This window comes from Nocardioides astragali, assembly GCF_024436375.1.
GTDB classification, from domain to species: domain Bacteria; phylum Actinomycetota; class Actinomycetes; order Propionibacteriales; family Nocardioidaceae; genus Nocardioides; species Nocardioides astragali.
Genome location: NZ_JAFMZM010000002.1, coordinates 51,276 through 73,286, shown reverse-complemented (window position 1 = coordinate 73,286; position 22,011 = coordinate 51,276). Strand labels below are relative to the sequence as shown.

Genomic DNA, 22,011 nt, shown 5'->3' with positions numbered 1-22,011 from the left:
TGTCCATGCATGATGGCCTCTGTTCGGCAGACTCGTCGGCATGGGCGGCACAGCGCGTAAGGGGATGCGCCGATTCTGTGCGCCATGTGCAGCCCGTAGGACCCAGCAGAGGAACCGGCCGTTGCCAGGTCGGTGTGTCAGCGGTTGAGGTGCGAGCGGAGCGAGCCTCGAAACCATGCCTGAGGACCCCGCGATCTTGACGTTCTCTGGACTTCCAAGACCGGGGGGAGTGTCGGTGGCCTCCCGTAGAATCGAACACATGATCGACACGCTGGCAGGGCCCGGGACCGAGGTCGACGACGACCTCACCGCCGCCGGCCTGCTCGCCCTCGCCCGCGATCGCAAGTCCGCCGAGGACCGCGCGGCCGCCGACCTGCTCGACCTCGCCGCCCGATGGGCCGACCTCCACCCGCCCGAGTCGATCCACCACGCCGCCACGTTCACCAGCGGCGGCGGGATCGGACTCGAGGTCGAGGAACCCATCGCCGGGGACGGCTGCCCCACGGTGGCGGAGTTCTGCGTCGCCGAGCTCGGCACCGTCCTGGGCATCTCCACGGTCTCGGCGAAACGGCTCATCGGGCACGCCCTCGAGCTGCGGCACCGGCTCCCGCGGTTGTGGGCGCAGGTGCAGTCCGGCCGGGTGCCGGCCTGGCGGGCCCGTTCGGTGGCCGAGGCCACCATCCACGCCACCCCGTCCCTGACTCCTGAGGCGGCCGGGTGGGTCGACGCCCAGGTCGCGGCCGTGACCGGAAGAGTCGGGCCCGCGCAGCTGGACCGGCTGGTCGCGGAGACCATCAAACGTTTCGAGCTCGCCGCGGCGGATCCGGCGGCGGACCCGGAGGACGGTTACCTCTCGGTGGACCCGCGGCACGTCACGGTCCACGGCGAGGACGTCCACTTCGCCGGCACCGTACGGATCGAGGCGGAGGTCGACCTGGCCGACGCCCTCGACGTCGACCGCGTGCTGACCCACGGCGCCGAGCGGCGCAAGGCCCTCGGCTCCACCGAGTCCCTCGACGCCCGAAGGGCTGCCGCCCTCGGTGACCTCGCCCGCACGCAGACCGCACTCGACCTCCACCGTCAGGGCGGGGCCGGTCCTCGTGACGGCGATGATCTGCCCCCGGCGCGCGAGGTCGTGCTGCACGCCCACTTCGACGCTTCACTTGATGGGCTGAGCACCGTCTTCGGGCCGACCGGGCGGCTCGAGGAAGGCCAACGTCTCCTGCTGCTGGAGCAGGTCCGGGCCTGGTGCGGCGAGTCCCGGACGAAGGTGACCGTCAAGCCCGTCATCGACCTCAACGCTCACCTCGAAGCGCCCGGCTACGAGGTCCCCGACCGGATCCGCGAGCAGGTCATTCTCCGCGACAGATCGTGCGTGTTCCCCTTCTGCACCAGACCCGCCCGCCGGTGCGACGTTGACCACGTCATCGAGTACGGCCACGACGCCGACACAGAAGGCCGACCACAACCCGGCCCTACCGTGACGCCCAACCTCGCCGCGCTCTGCCGGTTCCACCACCGCCTCAAGACCCACACCGCCTGGCACTACGACGTCATCGGACCGGGTGAGTTCGTGTGGACCAGCCCCCACGGCCACCGCTACCGCCGCGACCCCACCGGCACCACCGCCCTCGACCCGCCCGGCATCCCTCGACCACGACGACCATGACCCCGCCCCACACCCCGCCACCGATGCGATGGCGGGGCCACAGGCATGTCGGCGCCTTACCTCACTGAACGCTCCGCGGCCATCCCCGATGACTCCCCGGCTAACACCAGGCGAGAGCTCGACCAACCAGCCCCGACACACCTTCCCGCCGAGGCCGACCCGTCGTAGGTTGGCGCGGACCCCTCTCGGAAGGTTCTCCCATGCGTTCTCGGCCCCTTCGTCCGACCCTCGTCGTCGCGGCGGCACTCGCAGCCGCTGGACTCGTGGTCCCGGCGCTCACCGCGCCGGCCAGCGCAAGTGACGCGCGAGGCGGGTCGCGAGAGGCGTACAGCGAAGCCGTCGAGCTCCGCTTCGCGACTTTCAACGCCTCGCTCAACCGCGCCGCCGCCGGGCAGCTGCTGACCGACCTCAGGTCGGGCACCAACCAGCAGGCGGCCAACGTCGCCGAGACGATCCAGCGCACCGATCCCGACGTCGTGCTGGTCAACGAGTTCGACTACGAGCCCGACGGGGAGGCCGCGGAGCTGTTCCGCGACAACTACCTCGAGAAGTCGTGGAACGGGTCGACGCCGGTCGACTACCCCTACTACTTCGTCGCACCGAGCAACACCGGGGTGCCCACGGGCTTCGACCTCAACAACAACGGCGTCGTCGGGGATCCCGGCACCCAGGCCGGCGGCGACGACTCCTACGGATTCGGGCTCTACCCGGGCCAGTTCGGCATGGTCGTCTACTCGAAGTACCCCATCGCGACCGACGACGTCCGCACCTTCCAGCACTTCCTCTGGAAGGACATGCCCGGCGCCGTGCTTCCCGACGACCCGGCCACTGCGGCCCCGGCGGACTGGTACTCCGCCGAGGAGCTCGCCGTCCTCCGCCTGTCGTCGAAGTCGCACTGGGACGTGCCGATCAGGGTGCCGGGCCGCAAGCCCGTGCACTTCCTCGTCTCGCACCCCACGCCGCCCACCTTCGACGGCACCGAGGACCGCAACGGCACGCGCAACCACGATGAGATCCGGTTCTGGGCCGACTACGTCAGCGGCGGCTCGCGCGCGGCCTACATCTACGACGACGAGGGCGGCGAGGGCGGGCTCGGCCGCGCACAGGACTTCGTCATCGCCGGTGACCAGAACGCCGACCCGTTCGACGGCGACTCGTTCAACGATGCGATCCACCAGCTGCTCGGGCACCCTCTGGTGCAGGACCCGCACCCGAGCTCCGCGGGCGCCGTCGAGGCGGCGCTGCGCGACGGTCGCGCCAACCTCACCCACCAGGGACCGCACGCCGAGGACACGGCCGACTTCGCCGACGGCGCACCCGGCAACCTCCGTGCCGACTACGTCCTGCCCAGCGCGCGCCTCGAGCCGCTCGGCGCCGGCGTGTTCTGGCCGGTGTCGACCGACCCGCTGTTCCGCCTGGTCGGCACCTTCCCCTTCCCGACGAGCGACCACCGCCTCGTCTGGGTGGACCTGCGGCTCCCGGAGGGACGCGGCCGCTGACCCTGCCGCTGACCTCGGGGGAGGTTCGCGCAGGGGCCCGGTGACGTTCACCTGCCGTGCACCTTGCGTCTCCCCGCCGGGCGACGGCGGTGGCCAGAGTCGTGGCCACATCCGCTCGTCCGACCACGTCCCGGGAGATCTCCATGCCCCCTTGCCCGAGCCCCGCCGCCGCGCCCTCCGCCGCCACCTCCGCCGACATCGCCCCCCGCACGTTGCTCCCGATGGCGGGTCGCACGCACGGCAACCGGAGCCCGGTCACCTGCCACCTGCGGTGCGGGGACGCCTGCTCGGTCCCGGCGCCCAACACCACCGAGACGTCGTACTTCCGTGACGTCGCCGCGCGGGCGCTCAGTCGCCGATCCGTTGTCGGCGCCGGCCTGACGGCGGCCGCGGTCGCGGCGCTCCCGATGACCCCGGCGGCAGCCAGGCCCGGGCTGGCTGCCGCCAGGCCGACGACCGGCGGGACGGGCCTGCCCTTCACGGCGATCGCCCCGCAGGCCGTGACGGTCGACGACGTCACGGTGCCGGCCGGCTACCGGTGGGACGCGATCCTCCGCTGGGGCGACCCGATCCTCCCCGGTGCGCCGGCCTTCGACGCCGCACACCAGACGCCCGAGGCGCAGGCCGGGCAGTTCGGCTACAACAACGACTACCTCGACATCATCGAGACCAACCGCGCCGGGACCAGCGCCCTCCTCGTGTGCAACCACGAGTACACCAACGAGGCCCTCATGTTCCCGCCCGGCACCGCGCCGGAGACCGTGATCCGCACGGCCTGGGCCGCGCACGGCATGTCCGTGGTCGAGCTGACGCGCCGCAACCGCGGCGACGCGTGGACGTACGTCCCCGGCGCGCGGCTCAACCGGCGGATCACCCTCGACACGCCCTTCGCCGTCGACGGGCCGGCGGCCGGGTCGGGCCTGCTCCAGACCGTGGCCGACCCGACCGGCCGCACGGTCCGCGGCACGATGAACAACTGCGCCGGCGGTACGACGCCGTGGGGCACGGTCCTGTCCGGCGAGGAGAACTTCAACCAGTACTTCCGCGCCACCGGCACCAACCCCCGGGAGACCCGCTACGGGCTCGGCGCCCAGGACGCCCGCAACTGGCGCTCGATCGACCCCCGCTGGGACGCCACCACCACCGACTTCGCCAACGAGCCCCACCGGTTCGGGTGGATCGTGGAGGTCGACCCGACCGACCCGACCTCGACCCCGGTGAAGCACACCGCCATGGGCCGCTTCAAGCACGAGGGCGCCCACGTCATCGTCAACCGCGACGGCCACGTGGTCGCCTACATGGGCGACGACGAGCGCTTCGACTACCTCTACCGCTTCGTCTCGCGCGACACGTTCCGCCCCGGCAACAGCGCCAAGGCCCGTCGGCACAACCTCCAGCTCCTCAGCGAGGGCGACCTGTCGGTCGCGCGCTTCACCGGTGACGGCCTCGAGGACGGCGTCAGCGACGGGACCGGCGAGTGGATCCCGCTGACCAGCGGCGGACAGTCGATGGTGCCGGGATTCAGCATCGAGGAGGTGCTGGTCTTCACCCGGCTGGCCGCCGACGCCGTGCAGCCCACCAAGATGGACCGGCCCGAGGACGTCGAGCCCAGCCTGCGCAGTGGCCGCGTCTACGTCGCCTGCACCAACAACACCGACCGCGGCAAGGTGGGCAAGGAGGGTCCGACGGAGCCCAATCCGCGGGCCGCCAACAAGGACGGTCACGTCGTCGAGCTGCTGCCGACCGGCGGTGACCACACCGCCGCGACCTTCGGCTGGAACCTGTTCCTCATCTGCGGCGACGCCGCGTCCGCGGGCACGTACTTCGGCGGGTGGACCGGTCCGGTCTCCCCCATCTCCTGCCCCGACAACGTCGCGTTCGACAGCGAGGGCAACCTCTGGGTCTCCACGGACGGCCAGCCGAACGCCATCAAGCTCAATGACGGCCTGTTCAAGGTGCCGGTCGAGGGACCCGAGCGCGGACACGTGCAGCAGTTCCTGGCCGTGCCGTCCGGCGCCGAGACCTGCGGGCCCGTCATCCACGACCGCGAAGGCTCGGTCTTCGTGGCCGTCCAGCACCCCGGTGAGGACGGGTCCTGGGCGGCTCCGCAGTCGCGCTTCCCGGACTACGTGCCTGCCGGCGGCACGCCGGCGGCCGGCCAGTTCGCCGGCCCGCGCCCGACTGTGGTGCAGGTGACGCGCGCCTGAGCGGCCCTACCATCGCGGGGTGCACCGCCCCCTCATGATCGCCAGCAGCGTCACCGTCCTCTCGGTGGCGCTGCTGGTGTTCGCGATCGGACTGGGGTGGCTCGGTCCGGACGTGGGCCGGGGAGGGAACTTCTGCGAGGCGCGCGACGGCGTCGTCCGACAGCCGGTCAACACCCTCTCCAACGCCGGATTCGTCGTCGCCGGGCTCCTCGTCGCCCGCCGGGCCGCGCGCGCCTCCTCAGCGGATCGCGTGATGTCGCGGACCGTCGCCACCGTCTACGCCTGCGTCGTGGTGCTCCTCGGTCCGGCATCGGCGGCAATGCACGCCACCCAGAGCGAGTGGGGTGGCCACCTCGACATGCTGAGCATGTACCTCGTCGCCGGGTTCGTCGCGTCGTGGGCCTGGGTCCGCTGGACCGGGCGCGGCACGACGGCCTTCGTGGCGGTGTACCTCGTCTGCGTGGCGGCGTGCGAGCTGGTCGGCCTCTGGCCTGACCCCGTCCCGGTGGTGCTCCATGCCGGCAACCTGGCGTTCGGGGCGCTGCTGCTGGCGGCGGCGGTGCTGGAGGCCATGCTGTGGCGGCGCGGCGACACCGACCTGGTCCTGCGCCACGGTGTCGTCGCCCTGGTCGCCATGCTGGTCGCGTTCACGATCTGGCTGCTGAGCAACGCCGGCTGGTGCGACCCCACCTCGATCTGGCAGGGCCACGCCGCCTGGCACCTGCTGTGCGCGGTGGGGGCGTACTGGTTGTTCCGGCTCTACGACTCCGAGGTGAGCAGGACCTGACGTGGGCCTTCCTCGTCCCGCCGGCGGGCGGCCACCGCGCCGACCAGCAGCCCGAGCAGTGCTCCCGGCACCACCCACCGCCAACCCGTGAGGGAGAACCACGAGGCGTCCGGCTCGTCCGGGCTCGCGGGCGCCGACGTCGGCTGCGCGACCTCCGCTGCCAGCGTGACCACCTGGGGAGACGCACTCCGGTCCAGGACTCGCGTGAGGAGCTCCACGAGGTTCTCCGGGGAAGCCAGGGGCTGCCACCCGGCGCCGCTGTCGGCGGAGAGCGACGTCGACACCCACGCCGTGCCGTCGCGCGCGACGTGGACGCGGTCGAACCGCCACGGCGACACGTCGTGGATCATCCAGGTCAGGCTGTAGTAGTCGCCTTCCCCACCGGGCGGCTGGGACTTGCCCCGTGTGTCCGTCGCGGGGAGGAGCCCGAGCAGGGCGTCGTACGCCGCGTCGTCGTAGTAGAGCGCAGCGGCGGCCTGCCCCTGCTGGGTGATCAGCACGCTCGTGGGGCCGCCGGCGTGGGCCGCGCCCGGAAGGCCGACTGCGGCCGAGAGGGCGATGAGCGCTGTGGCCAGGATCCTGTGCATGGCTCCTCCTCGGAGACGTTCGATGCACGGGATACACCGCCGGTGGGGACCGGGTTCCGGCTAGGAGCCCGACGCCGCGATCTCCGTCGCCTCCTCGAGGTTCAGGTCACCCTCGAGCCGCAACGTGAGGTCGCCGTCGAGCCAGACCAGCGTCGGCGCGGCGAGTCGCGACGGCAGCTGCCTGACGTCGCCCTCGGCAGACATCACCGTGACCTCGTGCGCCGTCGGCAGCCAGAGCGCGTCACCATCGGACACCGTCACCCGCACCGCCCCGGGGGCCGTCTTCCAGAACAGCGGCTCCACCGATCCGCGGAACTGGTCGAGGCGCAGCGTGCCGGAGTCCGTCGACCAGCTCAGCGACACGACCAAGGCGTCCGCCGAGACCTCCACGCCGTCCGGCGGCCCCAGCGCAGGAGGCACGACCGGCGTGAAGCCCACGACCTCTGCCGCCTGGCCGAGACCCAGGGGCCCCGCGGCCGTCGGGACGACGGGCGTCCCGGTCGCCGGGTCGCCGGACTCCACCGCGACGCCGTGGAACCCGAGCCACTCCCGGATCGTCGCGCCGACCGGGGACACGACGACCCCGCCGCCCAGGAGGCCCAGGAGGAGGCCGGCCACCCAGCGGCGCCAGCGACTGCGCGGCCGAGCCGAGCCGATCCGCGACATGACTGCGGTGTCCAGCCCGTCGGGGACGGGCACCCGCAGGTCGTCCGCCAGCTCCGCGAGGCGTCGCTCGAGCGCGTCAGGCATGGTCCACCTCCTCGATCATGGAGCCCAGGTCGTCCCGCAGCCGGCCGAGCCCCCGGCTGAGCCGCGACTTCACGGTGCCGCGTGGCACGCCGAGGACGACGGACGTCTCCGCCTCGTCGAGCTCGAGGAGGTAGCGGCAGACCACCACCCGGCGCTGCGTGGCGGGCAGCCGCTCGACCGCCGCCAGCACCTGCTCCTTCGCCTCGCGGTCCGCCACGTCGACGGACGGGTCGTCGAGCAGGGTCGGCAGTGCGCGTGCGTCCCGCTCCTCCCGCGCCGAGCGTCGTACGGCGGACCGGTGCGCGTTGCGGGCCTCGTTGGCGACGATCCGCAGCAGCCACGGCCGGAACGGCCGGTCGACGTGGAACCGGTCGAGCGATCGGAACGCCTTCACGAGAGCCTCCTGCACCGCGTCCTCGGCATCGCTGCCTGCCCCGAGCAGCACCGCGGTGCGCATCGCCATCGAGGCGTGCCGGCGCACCAGGACGGCGTACGCGTCGGTGTCTCCGGCGCGCACCCGGCCGATCAGGGTGGCATCGTCGTCGGCGCTGATCGTCACTCCGTCCAGAGGGGTCCCAGCACCGTGTCTACACCGTCGGGGCGCAGGTGGTTCCCTGCCTGCCTCGGCCCGTCGCTCAGGCGTCGGCCATCGCGACGAAGCGACCGTCGGGGGTGACGGGGTTGTCCTCGTTGATCGCCGCCACCGCCTCGGTGAGCTCGGCGTCCGCCAGAGGACGGCGGTGGTCGAGGTGGACGCCGGCGATCATGCAGCGCACGGACCCGCCGGCCAGCTCGATCGTCGGGATGTCGACGGCGACGATCTCGCACGACTCCTCGATCGCGGCTACCTGCTCGGGCCGCAGCGACCGCTTGGCCCGGGCCGACATGGCCATGATGTAGCGGCGCCTGCCGTCCGGCGTACGACCGCACAGCTCGACGGCGTTGCCGGCGAACTCGCGGACCTGCTGCTCGGTCAGCTCGATGATCGTGCGGCCCGTCACGGCCAGCCGCTCGCGCACCTGCTCCCGGCGGTGCTCGTCGGGGATCATCTCGAGCGCGATCATGGCGACCTCGGTGCCGACGCAGGCGATGACGTTGGTGTGGTAGACCGGCACGCCTGCGGAGTCGACCGCGTCGAAGGCCATCGGCTCGTAGTTGAAGTCCGTGCAGAACCGCTCGAGCACCGCGACGTCGGCGCGATAGCTGCGCGCGGTGTAGGCCACGCGGGAGACGTGGTCGAGCACCATCGCGCCCGTGCCCTCGAGGAAGATGCCGTCCGGCTCGAGGCCGGAGTAGTCGACGATCGCCTGGACGCGGTAGTCGGACTTGAGCATCTCCAGCACGTCGGTGCGGCGCTCGTGGCGGCGGTTGGAGGCGTACATCGGATAGACCGCGACGGTGCCCCCGGCGTGGGTGGAGAGCCAGTTGTTGGGGAACACGCTGTCGGGGCGGGTGTGGTCGTCGTCCTCGAAGACGTGGACCTGTACGCCGGCCTCCCGCAGCGCCGCGGAGAGCGCGTCCATCTCGGCGAGCGCCTTGGCCGAGGTCGCCTCGTCGGACTGACCGGCCGGGGGATCGGCCTGGAACGCGTTGTCGGCAGCGGTCGCCGGGTTGGGGACGAAGCTGGTCGCGCGGATGAGGATGACTGCTGAAGGGGCCTGGGCGCTCACGGGAGGAATGTAGGCCACCCGGGGGCGCGGGTCAGAACCCGCGGGAGCCCCCGCCACCGCCGCGGCGCGAACCGCCCCCGCTGGCGGCGGTCCCCGCTACGTCCCGGGGTGACTCTCCCCGACGGCCGCGGCCATCAAACCAGCCACCTCGGCCGGATCGTGGCTGATTGCCGATTCGTAGCAGGTCAGCTCGGTCACGACCCAGCCAGGCACCTCGCTCGCGCGCCACAGGCCGGACGGCACGATGCCGCGCTCCTCGGTGAAGGCGAGCACCCGTTCGTTGACCTCGTCGGCCGTGCCCCGGCCATAGGCGAGGAAGGTCGCGATGTGCGGCTCCTCGGGGAACGTGGTGAACCCGTGGTCGCCCAACGCCGCCGCGAGCTCGATGGCCCAGGCGCGGTAGTCGGCGAACTTCGTCAGCTGCTGGCGCAGGCCCATGAGCCCACCGACGGCGGCTGTTGTCATCGAGAAGATCGTGCCGCCCATCCGCGCACGCCACGTCCGCAGCTCGCCGGCCAGGTCCTCGGGGCAGACGACGACGGCGCCGCTGGACCCGCCGAGGCCCTTGTAGAGAGAGACGTACATCGAGTCCACGAGCTCCCCCACCTCGGCCAGGCTGCGGTCCCAGTGGGGCACCGACTCCCAGATCCGGGCGCCGTCGGCATGCAGCGGTACGCCGCGCTCCCGCGCCGCCGCGGACAGCTCCACGAGCTCGTCCCAGGTCGGCAGGAGGCAGCCGGCATCCCGCAACGGCAGCTCGACCAGCACCGCACCCAGCCGGCCGCCGACCTTCGCGAGCGCGTCCGCGGTGGCCGTCTGCCGACCGGTCGTCAGCCACTCCAGCTCCAGGCCCAGCACCCGGCGAGGACCGTCCTGCTCGTGGTGGACCAGGTGCGAGAGGTCGGGCAGCGCGACCCGTCGCGACCCCGACCGGTCGCACCATGCCCGCAGGGTCGCCTGCTGGGCCATCACCCCGCTGGGGAACAGCACAGCGGCGGGCTTGCCGAGCAGCTCGGCGACGTCCGCCTCGACCTGGGCGACCGCACCGCGCTCGCCGTAGCGGTCCCACTCGATCCCCTGCTCCTCGGCGAACGTCGCGAGGTCGCGGAACATCTCGGCCGGCGTCGACGGCGGGCGCCAGAAGATCGCCTCGGCGGACGCCGACGCCGCCCGAAACCGGGCCGGGAGGTCGTTCACGCCTGGCGCTTGAACCAGTACGTCGTCCGCGGACCGGGGATCACCTGAACGAGCTCCCATCCGTTGACGCCGAGGGTGGAGAGCAGGTCCTCCCACGACTCGGTGCCCTCGACCAGCGCCTCGGGATCGGCGTTGTAGCCGCCGACCTCCACGTTGTCCTGGTCGTCGACAGTGATCTCGAGGTGCGCCCAAGAAGCCATGCCGCGATCCTGCCACGACGCTGGTCGTGGCGGTCAACAGCCGTCAGCGCCAGCAGCGCGACCAGAGGCCTGTGCCCAGTCGCTCGGATCGGGCCTCGGCCCGCCGGTAGGCGTCCGTGCGGCGGAAGGGATCGCCGCGGTGGACGTACACCTGCGCATGGCCGGACGCGATCTGCGCCTTGCCCACGTCCCGGCCGCCGCGCTCGACGTACCGCAGCAGCCGGTCGTAGCGGTCACGGTCGGCCTGGGTCGGGTCCGAGACGAGCCGCACCGTCGACCCGACGGGGGCGAGCGCAGCCATCGCGGCGCTGGCGTCCGGGCCGCCGCACTCCACCTGCTCGTGGACCTCCGGGGTGTCGATGCCCAGGACGCGGACGTACTCCTCGCTCCCGTCCGCGAGCCGCACCTTGAGCGTGTCGCCGTCGGTGACGCGTACGACGCGGGCGCGGTCGCGGTCGGCCCCACCCCCTGCACCGAGCAGGTCGCGCACCTGCGGTGGCAGGGCGGTGGTGGTGGTGACCAGCTTCGGGAGCGCGACGAGCACGGCTGCCACCAGCACGAGCAGGGCCAGACGACGCATGGGAGAAGCCTCCCGGATCAGGCGCGCTGCCGCCCGCGTTTCCGGAGTTCTGTGCGGATCATCCGCCGAGCCGCCACTCGTGCATCACCCGGCAGTCACCCGACTCCCACCAGGCGAGCTGGAGCCGGTCGAGGAGCGCGTCGACGGGGAGGACGCCGGAGAGCAGGTCGCGCGTGGAGGTGATGCTGACCCCCTCCGACGCCGCGTCGACGGTGAGGTGGGGCTGCACGTCGTCGCCGAACTCACCGCCGTACGGCGGCCAGTCGGGGAACGCTGTCACGAGCCGGGCGGTGAGGTCCCGCAGCTGGTCGTCGGGGTCGGGCACCAGGTGGATGATCCCGTTGGGGAACTGCGCCAGGTCGGCCAGCCTGAGCCGGAGCGGCTGGGTCGATGCGGCCAGCGCGCCGATGGTGGTCAGTGACGCCGTCGACGGTGCGGGGTCGAAGGGTCCCAGTGCGGTGATGTGCGCGTGCCCGAAGCATGGGTCGGCCGAGACGAATCCCGCGTCGTAGTGGGCCGTCCGCGCCCGCACCCAGTCCTCCAGCGGAGGGACCGGGAGCTGCAGGACGGAGTGGCCGGTCACGGGGACAAGACTGGCAGGACCGTCCCGGCCGTCCGTGGCTAGGCTGGCGCGGCCATGGATCACGACACGCACCAGCCCCGCCGCATCGCCCCGCCCTCCCCCGCAATCGCCGCGCTGGCGCAGGAACGCCTCGCCGGGCTGGCGACGCCACCCGGCGCCCTCGGCCGGGTCGGCGAGGTCGGCGCCTGGCTGTCCGCGGTCCAGGGCGAGGTGCCACCGCACCCCCTGACGGACGTACGCCTGGTGGTGTTCGCCGGTGACCACGGTGTCGCCGCGCACGGCGTCTCGGCCTACCCCGCCGCCGTCACCGAGGCGATGGTGCGCACGATCGTCGCCGGCCGTGCAGGGGTCTCGGCCCTCGCGAAGGAGCACGGCGTCACGGTGACCGTCCTCGACGTCGCGGTCGACGCCGACCTCGCGGACCTCCCGGCCGCCATCACCGCCCACAAGGTCCGGCGCGGTTCCGGAGCCATCCACCTCACCGACGCCATGACGCGCGAGGAGGCCGACCGCTCCCTCGCACTGGGCGCCCAGGTGGCGCGGGAGCTGGTCGAGGACGGCGCCCAGCTGCTCATGACCGGCGACCTCGGCATCGGCAACACCACGCCCGCCGCCGCGCTCGTCGCGGCGGTGCTCGGGCTGCCGGCGGACGAGGTCACCGGCCGCGGCACCGGCATCGACGACGACGGCTGGACGCGCAAGCGTGACGTGATCGCGCAGGCGCTCACCCGGGCCGAGGGCCGCACCGCGGACCCGGTGGAGGTCCTCACCGCGCTCGGCAGCGCGGACCTGGCCGCCGCCACCGGCTTCCTCGTCGAGGCCGCCTCGCTCGGCGTGCCGGTCGTCCTCGACGGGCTGATGTCGCTCGCCTGCGCCGTCGTGGCCGAGGCGCTCGCTCCGGGCGCCAGTGCCTGGTGGGTCGCTGGGCACCGCTCGACCGAGCCTGCCCAGGCCCACGCGCTCAAGTCGCTCGGCCTCGAGCCGCTGCTCGACGTGGGGATGCGGCTCGGCGAGGGCTCGGGCGCCGTCGCGGCGCTTCCGGTGCTGCGCTCGGGGATCGCGGTGCTGCGCGACGTCGCGCTGCTCTCCGAGATCCTGCCTTCGTGACCGTCGTGCGCGACGCCTGGTTGCTGGCCACCGGGACCCTGACCGCCGTCCGGGTCCCGCCACCCGCTCGGGTCGACCGGTCGGTCGCCGGGCTGGCGATGGTCCTCGCGCCGTTCGCCGCCCTCCCGCTCGGCGCCGCCGCCGTCCTGGTCGTGCTGGTCGCGGACCTGGTCGGCCTGCCCCCGCTGGCGACGGCGTACGTCGTGCTGGTCACGCTGGCGCTCGGCACGCGCGCGTTCCACTGGGACGGGCTCGCCGACACCGCCGACGGGCTCACTGCTTCCTACTCCCCCGAGCGCTCGCTCGAGGTCATGCGCACCGGTCCCGTCGGCCCGGCGGGCGTCGTCGCGGTCGTCCTGGTGGCCGGCCTGCAGGCGGCCGGGCTGACCGCCGTCCTGCGCCACGAGCACGCGTGGTGGGCGGTCGGCCTCCTGGTCTGCGCCTCTCGCGCGTGCCTGGCCGTGGCCTGCGTACGCGGGGTCCCGGCAGCCCGCCCCGACGGCCTCGGCGCCCCCCACGTCGGGGCGGTGCCCGTCCTCGGAGCCGCGGCGTCGCTCGTCGTGGCCACGGTGGCTGTGGCGCTCGCCGGCCACGGGCTCGGATCGGTGTGGCCGATGCTGGCCGGGATGGTCGTGGTGCTGGCAGTCGTGGTCGCCCTCCTGCTCCGGTGCGTACGACGCCTCGGCGGCATCACGGGCGACGTCCTGGGCGCGGCCGTGGAGGTCTCCTTCGCGGTGCTGGCGCTGGCGGCGGCCACCGTCTGAGGCGCCCTCGGCCGTCGGCGGTCCCTCTGCGAAGATCCTCGCCATGCGGATCCTGGTCACCGGCGGCGTGCGGTCCGGAAAGTCCACCCACGCCGAGGCCCTGATCGGCGACGAACCCGCCACCTACGTGGCCCCGGGCCCCACCCCGGACGCCGAGGCGGACCCCGACTGGACCGCCCGGGTCGCGGCGCACCGAGCGCGTCGGCCGGCGTCGTGGACGACGCTCGAGACCCAGGACCTGGCCCACGTCATCAGCCACGCGGAGCACCCGGTGCTGGTCGACTGCCTCGGCACCTGGCTCACCGCGCTGATCGACGCCGCGGATGCCTGGGAACAGGACGCGGACACTGTCCACGACCTCGTCGTGTCCCGCGCCGACGAGGTCGCCGAGGCCGTGCGAGCGTGCGGGCACGACGTCGTGGTCGTCACCAACGAGGTGGGGCTCGGGGTGGTGCCCGAGCACCGGTCCGGTCGCCTGTTCCGCGACCTCCTGGGCACCGTCAACCAGCGTATCGCCAGCGCCTGCGACGAGGTGCACCTCGTCGTGGCGGGTCGCGTGCTGCGGCTCTGAGTCGGCGAAGAGAGGACACCGGATGAGGACCTTGTACGTCGTCACGCACCCAGAAGCCACGCACCACGTAGAAGGCCTCGTCGGTGGACAGCACGACTCCGCACTCACTGCGAGGGGGCGGCGGGACGCCGAGGCCATCGCTGCACGTCTCGGCCAGATGATCCCGCGCGACGTCGAGGTGGACCTGTTCACGTCGGACCTGAGGCGTACCTCCGAGACAGCCGAGGCCATCGCGAAACGACTGGGCCTGGCGACGATCCCGCTGCGCGACCTGCGTGAGAAGTCGTACGGCGTCGCCGGGGGGAGGCCGCAGAGCTGGCTCGACGAGCGCTTCGTCCCGCCACCCGCCGTGGGGGAACGCATGCACCACGATGAAGGCGTCGAGGGCGCGGAGACCAAGGCCGAGCTCGCCCACCGCGTCTATCGGGCTGTCGACCACGTCCTGGCTCGCGACAGCGAGCACCAGATAGTCGTCACCCACGGCATGGCCCTCACCTTCGTCATCTGCGCATGGATCCGGATGCCCATCGAGGCAGCCGGTTATGCCGCGTTCCGGTCGACCAGTGGAGGCATCACTGTTCTCCGCGACGACCGCTTCCACAACCGGGCGGTGGTTTCACTCAACGACGCGTCGCACCTGGGTGCCCAACCGGCGGATTAGGAGGTGGCGGCACACGACACCCGCTCAGGGCAATCCGTTGTCGTACGCCGCCAGGGTCACCCCCGCCACGCTCAGGACAGCAGGACGAACGAGCCCAGCGCCACCAGCCACGATACGAACGAGCCGAGGAGGAAGTACTCGGTCATCTGGTGGATGCGCTCCTGGTCGTGGCGCGAGGACAGCTCGGGGAAGCGCAGCAGGCCCTTGGCCGCCACCACGATGCTCGCCGCGGTGACCTGACCGCCCAGCGCGAGCGCGAGGATGAAGATCCGCTCCAGCGGCCCCAGCAGCCGACCGCCCTTGAGCCGCGTCGGCGGCATGTCGCCGTTGGCCAGGGGATGGATGGTGCCGGTGGACTTGAGCACCAGCCTCACCAGCACGTTGCCGGTGGACAGCTGGATCCCGAAGGCTCCGGCCATCAGCAGGAACCGGTCGGGGCTGACGCCGTCCAGGATCGGCAGCGTGACCGACCCCAGCCAGCGCTCGAGCGGACCGGACGCCTCGGGAGCGAGACCGGACAAGGCCACGACGAGCGACACCGCCAGCACGAAGACACCGAGCGGCAGCCAGGCCGGCCCCGGGTGGCCGAAGCCCCACGTCACCGTCAGCCCCCACAGCAGCACGACCGCGACGATCGCAAGCAGAGCCCCCACGTCGCGCCCAGAGGTGAGCCCGGCGAACAGTCCGGCGCTCAGCGCGACCAGGGCACCCACGCACTCGGGCAGGAGGCGTGTCTTGCGCACCGAGTGGGTCAGGTCGGTGACGGCGAAGCCGATCAGCAGGATCCCGAGCCAGCTCATCGGTCCTCTCCTCCTTCTGGGTCCACCAGGGGTCCGCTCTGCGGCCCCATCAGCTCGTGGGCGGCGACGATCGCCGCCAGTCCGTCGGCACGCACACGCTGTGACACCGCCGAGGCACTGATTCCCAGCGCATCGGCGAGGTCGCGCTGCGTCTCGTGGGACAGCAGACCACGCAGCACCGACACCGAGCGCTCCGACAGGCCGCTGACCCGCTCGTCGCGCAGCATGAGGGCGGCGTTGACCAGCCCGGGATCGGGAGCATCCGGTGCACCCTCAGCCGCGGCGTACGCCGTGCGCAGAGAGCGCGACGCCGGCGTCCGCTCCGCTTGGGCGACTGCCTCGATCGCGGCGCGCGCGGCCCACCAGCCGGGGCCGTCCTCGATGCCGGACTCGTCGTCGAGCACCGTCGTGGCGCCCCAGCCGATGCCGTGGCGCACGTCGTACGCCGGCGCCAGCCGCACCCGGACGAGGAGCGTGGCCTGCATCGCGGCGCCGACGGTGGCGAAGGTTCCCTGGTACTCGTCGCCCGCCGTGATCCACAGCGGGCGCACCGGCTCGAGCACGTGGTTGACCTCGGCGAGCGCCGCGTCGAGCCGCCGGTGCAGGTCGGCCCGATCGCCGGACGTGCGCGACCCGACGAGGTCACCGATCACGGTCGCCACGACGGTCATGCCGTCAGCATGAAGGTCATTGCTTCATCTGTCCAGAGATGAAGACATTTCCTTCATTCCCAGAACGCCCGTTCGACGACCGCGTGCGCTCGCCGGGTGGTGCGGAGATAGTCGTTGACCATCTGGTCCGAGCTTCCTTGAGGATAGCCGAGCACGCGGGCCACTGCTGCCCGCTCACGCGCGTCGCGGGGCAGCTGGTCGGACGGCTTGCCGCGCACCAGGGTCACCGCATTGCGCACCCGGCTGACCAGCCGCCAGGCCTCGGCCAGCGTGCGGGCGTCGGCCTCCGCGATCAGCCCGGCCTCGGCGGCCGCCTCCAACGCAGGCAGGGTCTGCGGCGTGCGCAGCCCCTCCACCGTGCCCGCGTGGCGCATCTGCAGGAGCTGGACGGTCCACTCGACGTCGGCCAGCCCGCCGCGCCCGAGCTTGAGGTGCGTCTGCCGGTCGGCGCCCCGCGGCAGCCGCTCGTCGTCCACCCGCGCCTTGATCCGGCGCACCTCCATCACGTCGCGCTGCGAGATCCCCTCGACCGGGAACCGGATCGGGTCGATCAGCTCGGTGAAGCGCCGTCGCAGGTCCTCGTCGCCGGCGACGGGGTCGGCGCGCAGCAGCGCCTGGAACTCCCACACGTGCGACCACTTGGCGTAGTAGGCGGCGTAGGACTCCACGGTGCGCACCATGGGGCCGTTCTTGCCCTCGGGACGCAGGTCGGGGTCCACCTCCAGAGGCGGGTCGCTCGCCGGGAGCGACAGCAGCCGCCGCACCTCCGAGACCACCGCCTTGGCGAAGGACGCGGCGACCTGCTGCTCGACGCCCTCGACCGCCTCGTGCACGAACATCACGTCGGCGTCGCTGCCGTAGGACAGCTCGAAGCCGCCGTAGCGACCCATGGCGATGACCGCGATGCGGCTCGGCGGCGCCTCCAGCCCGCGCTGGGCGCACACCGACTCGGTGGCGATGTCCAAGGTGGCCTGCAGCGTCGCGTCGGTGAGCCGGCTCAGGCCCTGCCCGACCACGGCCACGTCGGTCCCCGCGACCAGCTCTCCACACGCGATCCGCAGCAGCTCGCGACGGCGTACGGCTCGCACCGCACCGACGGCGGCCTCGGGTGACTCGGCCCGCTCGAGCAGCGCCTGCATCTCCGCGAGCGCGGCCTCCGCGCTCAGCGGCACCAGGGGCTCCCCCAGCATCTTCACGCCCTGCGGCTCGCGCTCGAGCAGGTCGGTGGCGTAGCGCGAGGTGCCGAGGACGTGCGCGAGCCGCTGGGCCACCTCGCCCTCGTCGCGCAGCATCGTGAGGTACCACGGCGTACGTCCCAGGCTCTCGCTGATCCGTCGGAAGCCGAACAGCCCGGCGTCCGGGTCTGCCGAGTCGGCGAACCACTCCAGCAGCACCGGCAGCAGCGTCCGCTGGATGTCGGAGGTGCGCGAGACGCCGCTGGTCAGCGCCTCGAGGTGGCGCAGGGCCGCCTTGGGGTCGGCGTACCCGAGGGCCGCGAGCCGGGCCTCCGCGGCCTCCAGCGACAAGCGGGCCTCGGTGCCGGGGAGCTTGGCGACGGCGCCGAGCAGGGGCCGGTAGAAGAGCTTCTCGTGCAGCCGGCGCACCTCGCGGCGGTGGTAGCGCCACTGCTTGTCGAGCTGGACGGCCGGCTCGGAGAGGTGGCCCAGCGACCGGCCGAGCCGGCGCAGCGACGCCTCGTCCTCGGGCAGGACGTGGGTGCGCCGCAGCTGGTAGAGCTGGATCCGGTGCTCGAGGGTGCGGAGGAAGGCGTAGGCCTCGTGCAGCTTCTCGCCGTCCTCGCGCCCGACGTAGCCGCCTCGCGTCAGCTGCGTCAGCGCGCTCAGGGTGGCGCCCTCCCGCAGGGAGGGATCGGCGCGACCGTGCACCAGCTGGAGGAGCTGGACGGCGAACTCGACGTCGCGCAGGCCACCCGAGCCGAGCTTGATCTGGCGCTCGGCCTGGTGGGCGGGGATGTGGTCCACCACTCGACGTCGCATCGCCTGGACGTCCGTGACGAAGCCGTCGCGCTCGGCGACGCTCCACACCATCGGCTCGATCATCTCGAGGTAGGCCCGCCCGAGCCGGCGGTCGCCGGCGACCGGACGCGCCTTGAGCAGGGCCTGGAACTCCCAGGTCTTGGCCCACTTCTCGTAGTAGCCGCGGTGGCTGGCGAGGGTGCGGACCAGGGGCCCCTGGCTGCCCTCGGGACGCAGGTTGGCGTCGACCGGCCAGATCGCGCCCTCGCGGGTGTGGTCGGCGCAGATCCGCATCAGGTGCGAGGCCAGCTGGGTGGCGACCCGCAGCGCGGTGCCCTCGTCGGCGCGCTCCCCCGACTCCAGCTGGGCGGGCTCGTAGACGAAGACCACGTCGACGTCGGAGATGTAGTTGAGCTCGTGCCCGCCGCACTTGCCCATCGCGATCACCGCGAGCCGGGCCGAGCAGGCGGTCTCCCCGACCCGCGCCCGGGCGACGGCCAGCGCCGCTTCGAGCGTCGCCGCCGCGAGGTCGGAGATCTCCGCGGCGACGTCGTCGACACCGACGTGGTGCGCGAGGTCGCGCGCGGCCAGCCGCAGCAGGATGCGGCGGTACTCCACGCGCAGCAAGTCGAGGGCCTCCGCGTCCGGGAGGCCGGACACCGGCACGTCGTCCCGCGGGTCGGCGCCGACGGCCTCGAGCATCGCCTCGCGGACGGCGTACGCCGCCGGCCGGGTGCTGCCGAGCGTCGGGTCGGTGAGCTCGCGCCAGTGCTCGGGATGCCGGACCAGGTGGTGCGTCAGCGCCACGCTGGCGCCCAGCACGCTGCACAGCCGCATCGCGGTGCCCTCGTCGTCGGCGACCTCGCGGAGCATCGCCGGGCCCGCTCCTGCCGCCTGCTCGTCGAGGGCGTCGGCGAGGCGGAGCAGCCCCGCCAGCGCCGCATCGGGATCGGCGGTCGCAGCGAGCTTGTCCGTCAGCGGCCGGCCGGCCGCGCCGAGCCGCTCGATGCCACGAGCAGCGGCGGCGCCGTCGACGAAGCCGATCCGAACGAACGTCCCGGACGAGCTCATCTTTCGTCTCAGAGGACCGGCAGCATCCGGTCGCGCTCGTAGGCGGAGACCTGCGTGCGGTACTCCTCCCACTCCGCGCGCTTGTTGCGCAGGAAGAAGTCGAAGACGTGCTCGCCGAGCGTCTCGGCCAGGAGCTCGGAGTCCTCCGCGATCCCGATCGCGTCCCACAGGCTCTTGGGCAGCGGCGAGATGCCCAGCGACTTGCGCTCGCGCTCGGTGAGCGACCACACGTCGTCCTCGGCCTCGCGCGGGAGCTCGTAGCCCTCCTCGATCCCCTTCATGCCGGCCGCCAGCACGACGGCGAAGGCGAGGTAGGGGTTGCAGGCCGGGTCGACCGTGCGCAGCTCGATGCGGGTGGACTGGCCCTTGTTGGGCTTGTACATCGGCACCCGGATCATCGCCGAGCGGTTGTTGTGGCCCCAGCAGATGGAGGAGGGAGCCTCACCGCCCCCGAGCAGGCGCTTGTAGGAGTTGACCCACTGGTTGGTGACGACGCTGATCTCGCTGGCGTGGCGCAGGATGCCGGCGATGAACTGCCGGCCCGTCTTGGACAGCTGGTACTGCGCGCCGGCCTCGAAGAACGCGTTGCGGTCGCCCTCGAAGAGCGAGACGTGGGTGTGCATGCCGGAGCCGGGGTGGGTGGTGAACGGCTTGGGCATGAACGTGGCCCAGATGTCCTGCCCCAGCGCGACCTCACGGACGACGGTGCGGAAAGTCATGATGTTGTCGGCGGTGGTGAGCGCGTCGGCGTAGCGCAGGTCGATCTCCTGCTGGCCGGGACCGCCCTCGTGGTGGCTGAACTCCACCGAGATGCCCATCGCCTCGAGCATCGTGATCGCCTCGCGGCGGAAGTCGGAGCCGCGCGACTGCGCGGTGTGGTCGAAGAACCCGCTGCGGTCCACCGGCTCGGGCTCGTCGCCCTTCCCCGGCGCGTTCTTGAAGAGGTAGAACTCGATCTCGGGGTGGGTGTAGAACGTGAAGCCCTTGTCGGCCGCCTTGCTCAGCGTGCGCTTCAGCACGTGCCGCGGGTCGGCGTACGACGGGCTGCCGTCGGGCATGACGATGTCGCAGAACATGCGGGCCGTCGCCGGTCCGCCGTCCTCGCCGGTGCGCCACGGCAGGATCTGGAACGTCGAGGCGTCGGGGTGGGCGAGCATGTCGGACTCGTAGACGCGCGCGAAGCCCTCGATGGCCGAGCCGTCGAAGCCGATGCCCTCCTCGAAGGCGTTCTCGAGCTCGGCCGGAGCCACGCTCACGCTCTTGAGGAAGCCGAGCACGTCGGTGAACCACAGCCGGACGAACCGGACGTCACGCTCCTCGAGCGCGCGGAGTACGAAGTCCTCTTGCTTGCCCATGGCTGCAGCCTAGGGGGACGCCCGGTCCCCACGGGCGGCAGGCCGAGGAGCGGTCGGTGCCAGCGCGCGGGATCAACTGCCCGACGCCTCAGCGACAGATGTTGACGTCCTGCGAGCCGAGCACGCCGTCCCACACCTGGCGCATCGGCGGGAGCCAGCTCTGCGTGGTCGGCACGAAGGCGATGCTGCCGGGCACGCGCCCGTGCACGCCGTCGACCTCGACCTCCTCGACCACCAGCGGGACTGTCACCGCGCGGCGGCGTACGCCCTCCCAGCAGGCCGACGCCCGCTTCTTCGTCACGGCCTCGTCGAGGGTGATGCTGTCGCCGACACCCTTGCCGTTGTAGCGCCACGCGACGGTGGTGGCGTAGCCGGTGTGGCCCTCCCAGGGCGCGCCGACCGTGACGGACAGGCCCCACGTGCGCTTCGTGGCGACCCGGAAGGTGACCGTACCGTCCTCGACGGTCCGGGTGCGCGACTGCCAGACGTGGACGACGTCGGCATCGAGGGTGCTGCGGGCGTTGACGAGCTGGATCTCGCAGCCCTCGCAGTCATCGACGGTGAACGTCAGCCGCGTGCGGGGCGCGCCGCGCTCGTCCCCCGCGGCGGTGCCTGTGGTGGCGACGGTCGCGGTCGGGGCAAGCACCGTGGCGAGAAGTGTCGCGAGAAGGGCCGCGCCTGCCAGTGCGGTCGTGCGGACGGTGACGGGACGTGTGGGCATGCTCGTTCTCTCTCCCCTGGGTGGTGGACTCCTACTGGACGCGGTCGGCGGCCCAAAGGTTGCCTCCGCCCGTCAGTCGTCACCCAGCGTGTTGCGCTCGATCTCGGCGAGCGTGGGCCGGCCGCGGTTGCAGAACACCTCGAGGTCCACGGAGCTGCGGCCGTCGCTGAAGACCGCGTCGACGTCGTCGTCGGGTCCCTCCTCCCAGCTGACGATCCGCCAGCCGGCGGCCTTGTCGGGCCGGGCCGCGACGCCGTACGCCCAGGTGTCGCGGCACTCGACCACGAACGCACCCCACTCGCCGGCCACCTCGTCGCGCACCGGCGGCCCCTCCGGCACCGAGGCGGGCGGCTTCACCGTGTCGTTGCGGAGCACCTCGTCGCCCACCGGTCCCCGGTCGCGGATGGTGGCGCCAACGGTCGAGACCGCGAAGACGCCGACCAGCACGGCCACGGCCGTGGTGGCGGCCCACAGGCCGACGAGCAGCATCCGACGTCTCACCGGCCCATCGTGCCCGCTGGCACGTCAGCACGAGGCCATGCGGTGGTTAAGGCGTTGCTAAGGGCGGCTCCGGCCGGTGCGGTG

The 22,011-nt window shown here is 72.5% G+C and carries 22 protein-coding genes; 8 read left to right on the top strand and 14 right to left on the bottom strand.

The window, feature by feature from the left end:
- Window positions 1–259: 259 nt before the first annotated feature.
- The 4 genes from J3P44_RS05470 to J3P44_RS05455 all read left to right on the top strand — a co-directional run bounded on the left by J3P44_RS05470 (window position 260) and on the right by J3P44_RS05455 (window position 6,162).
- A complete protein-coding gene (locus J3P44_RS05470; protein WP_255889242.1) occupies window positions 260–1,669 on the top strand; it encodes an HNH endonuclease signature motif containing protein in 1,410 nt (469 codons plus the stop codon).
- Between the two features lie 200 nt (window positions 1,670–1,869).
- Window positions 1,870–3,168, top strand: a complete 1,299-nt coding sequence (locus J3P44_RS05465) for an endonuclease/exonuclease/phosphatase family protein (protein WP_255889241.1) — start codon at window positions 1,870–1,872, stop codon at window positions 3,166–3,168.
- 143 nt (window positions 3,169–3,311) lie between these two features.
- Entirely contained in the window at window positions 3,312–5,375 is a 2,064-nt protein-coding gene (locus J3P44_RS05460) for a PhoX family protein (protein ID WP_255889240.1), read from the top strand.
- Window positions 5,376–5,394: 19 nt separating this feature from the next.
- Window positions 5,395–6,162, top strand: coding sequence for a ceramidase domain-containing protein (locus J3P44_RS05455; RefSeq protein WP_255889239.1), 768 nt, complete (start codon window positions 5,395–5,397; stop codon window positions 6,160–6,162).
- Here J3P44_RS05455 and J3P44_RS05450 read toward each other — a convergent pair.
- The 8 genes from J3P44_RS05450 to J3P44_RS05415 all read right to left on the bottom strand — a co-directional run bounded on the left by J3P44_RS05450 (window position 6,135) and on the right by J3P44_RS05415 (window position 11,729).
- A complete protein-coding gene (locus tag J3P44_RS05450; protein ID WP_255889238.1) occupies window positions 6,135–6,749 on the bottom strand; it encodes a hypothetical protein in 615 nt (204 codons plus the stop codon). The genes J3P44_RS05455 and J3P44_RS05450 overlap by 28 nt on opposite strands.
- A gap of 60 nt (window positions 6,750–6,809) precedes the next feature.
- Window positions 6,810–7,499, bottom strand: coding sequence for a hypothetical protein (locus J3P44_RS05445; protein WP_255889237.1), 690 nt, complete (start codon window positions 7,497–7,499; stop codon window positions 6,810–6,812).
- Window positions 7,492–8,058, bottom strand: a complete 567-nt coding sequence (locus tag J3P44_RS05440; RefSeq protein ID WP_255889236.1) for an RNA polymerase sigma factor — start codon at window positions 8,056–8,058, stop codon at window positions 7,492–7,494. The genes J3P44_RS05445 and J3P44_RS05440 overlap by 8 nt, the downstream gene beginning before the upstream one ends.
- Window positions 8,059–8,134: 76 nt before the next feature.
- Complete coding sequence (gene ctlX / locus J3P44_RS05435) at window positions 8,135–9,169, bottom strand: citrulline utilization hydrolase CtlX (protein WP_255889235.1); 1,035 nt, start codon at window positions 9,167–9,169, stop codon at window positions 8,135–8,137.
- Between the two features lie 96 nt (window positions 9,170–9,265).
- Complete coding sequence (locus J3P44_RS05430; protein ID WP_255889234.1) at window positions 9,266–10,366, bottom strand: threonine aldolase family protein; 1,101 nt, start codon at window positions 10,364–10,366, stop codon at window positions 9,266–9,268.
- Window positions 10,363–10,566: a hypothetical protein gene (locus J3P44_RS05425; RefSeq protein WP_255889233.1), complete on the bottom strand. Its 204-nt coding sequence runs from the start codon at window positions 10,564–10,566 to the stop codon at window positions 10,363–10,365. Before J3P44_RS05425 ends, J3P44_RS05430 begins: the two co-directional genes overlap by 4 nt.
- A 43-nt stretch (window positions 10,567–10,609) precedes the next feature.
- Window positions 10,610–11,146, bottom strand: a complete 537-nt coding sequence (locus J3P44_RS05420; RefSeq protein ID WP_255889232.1) for a thermonuclease family protein — start codon at window positions 11,144–11,146, stop codon at window positions 10,610–10,612.
- A 58-nt stretch (window positions 11,147–11,204) separates the two neighbouring features.
- Complete coding sequence (locus tag J3P44_RS05415) at window positions 11,205–11,729, bottom strand: 2'-5' RNA ligase family protein (RefSeq protein WP_255889231.1); 525 nt, start codon at window positions 11,727–11,729, stop codon at window positions 11,205–11,207.
- Window positions 11,730–11,783: 54 nt separating this feature from the next.
- On the opposite strand from J3P44_RS05415, the gene cobT reads away from it, so the two are divergent.
- From cobT to J3P44_RS05395, 4 genes are read left to right on the top strand one after another with little or no spacing between them, the layout of a single operon-like run.
- Complete coding sequence (gene cobT, locus J3P44_RS05410) at window positions 11,784–12,836, top strand: nicotinate-nucleotide--dimethylbenzimidazole phosphoribosyltransferase (RefSeq protein WP_255889230.1); 1,053 nt, start codon at window positions 11,784–11,786, stop codon at window positions 12,834–12,836.
- Window positions 12,833–13,600 (top strand): adenosylcobinamide-GDP ribazoletransferase, encoded by a 768-nt coding sequence (locus J3P44_RS05405; RefSeq protein ID WP_255889229.1) that lies wholly within the window; start codon window positions 12,833–12,835, stop codon window positions 13,598–13,600. Before cobT ends, J3P44_RS05405 begins: the two co-directional genes overlap by 4 nt.
- Before the next feature lie 43 nt (window positions 13,601–13,643).
- Window positions 13,644–14,171: a bifunctional adenosylcobinamide kinase/adenosylcobinamide-phosphate guanylyltransferase gene (gene cobU / locus J3P44_RS05400; protein ID WP_255889228.1), complete on the top strand. Its 528-nt coding sequence runs from the start codon at window positions 13,644–13,646 to the stop codon at window positions 14,169–14,171.
- A gap of 22 nt (window positions 14,172–14,193) precedes the next feature.
- Window positions 14,194–14,832, top strand: a complete 639-nt coding sequence (locus tag J3P44_RS05395; RefSeq protein WP_255889226.1) for a histidine phosphatase family protein — start codon at window positions 14,194–14,196, stop codon at window positions 14,830–14,832.
- Between the two features lie 71 nt (window positions 14,833–14,903).
- On the opposite strand, the gene J3P44_RS05390 is transcribed toward J3P44_RS05395, so the two are convergent.
- The 6 genes from J3P44_RS05390 to J3P44_RS05365 form a co-directional block, all read right to left on the bottom strand.
- The gene (locus J3P44_RS05390; protein ID WP_255889225.1) at window positions 14,904–15,632 is read right to left on the bottom strand and encodes a hypothetical protein; all 729 of its coding nucleotides are present in this window, start codon (window positions 15,630–15,632) and stop codon (window positions 14,904–14,906) included.
- On the bottom strand, window positions 15,629–16,303 hold the full coding sequence (locus J3P44_RS05385; protein ID WP_255889224.1) for a SatD family protein: 675 nt from the start codon (window positions 16,301–16,303) through the stop codon (window positions 15,629–15,631). The genes J3P44_RS05390 and J3P44_RS05385 overlap by 4 nt, the downstream gene beginning before the upstream one ends.
- 53 nt (window positions 16,304–16,356) lie before the next feature.
- Window positions 16,357–19,350: a bifunctional [glutamine synthetase] adenylyltransferase/[glutamine synthetase]-adenylyl-L-tyrosine phosphorylase gene (locus J3P44_RS05380; RefSeq protein WP_255889223.1), complete on the bottom strand. Its 2,994-nt coding sequence runs from the start codon at window positions 19,348–19,350 to the stop codon at window positions 16,357–16,359.
- 8 nt (window positions 19,351–19,358) lie between these two features.
- Window positions 19,359–20,705 carry a type I glutamate--ammonia ligase gene (gene glnA / locus J3P44_RS05375; RefSeq protein ID WP_255889222.1) on the bottom strand — a complete coding sequence of 449 codons (1,347 nt, stop codon included), beginning with the start codon at window positions 20,703–20,705 and terminating at the stop codon, window positions 19,359–19,361.
- A gap of 88 nt (window positions 20,706–20,793) precedes the next feature.
- On the bottom strand, window positions 20,794–21,426 hold the full coding sequence (locus J3P44_RS05370; protein ID WP_255889221.1) for a hypothetical protein: 633 nt from the start codon (window positions 21,424–21,426) through the stop codon (window positions 20,794–20,796).
- Window positions 21,427–21,498: 72 nt separating this feature from the next.
- Window positions 21,499–21,927 carry a hypothetical protein gene (locus tag J3P44_RS05365; protein ID WP_255889220.1) on the bottom strand — a complete coding sequence of 143 codons (429 nt, stop codon included), beginning with the start codon at window positions 21,925–21,927 and terminating at the stop codon, window positions 21,499–21,501.
- Window positions 21,928–22,011 lie beyond the last annotated feature (84 nt).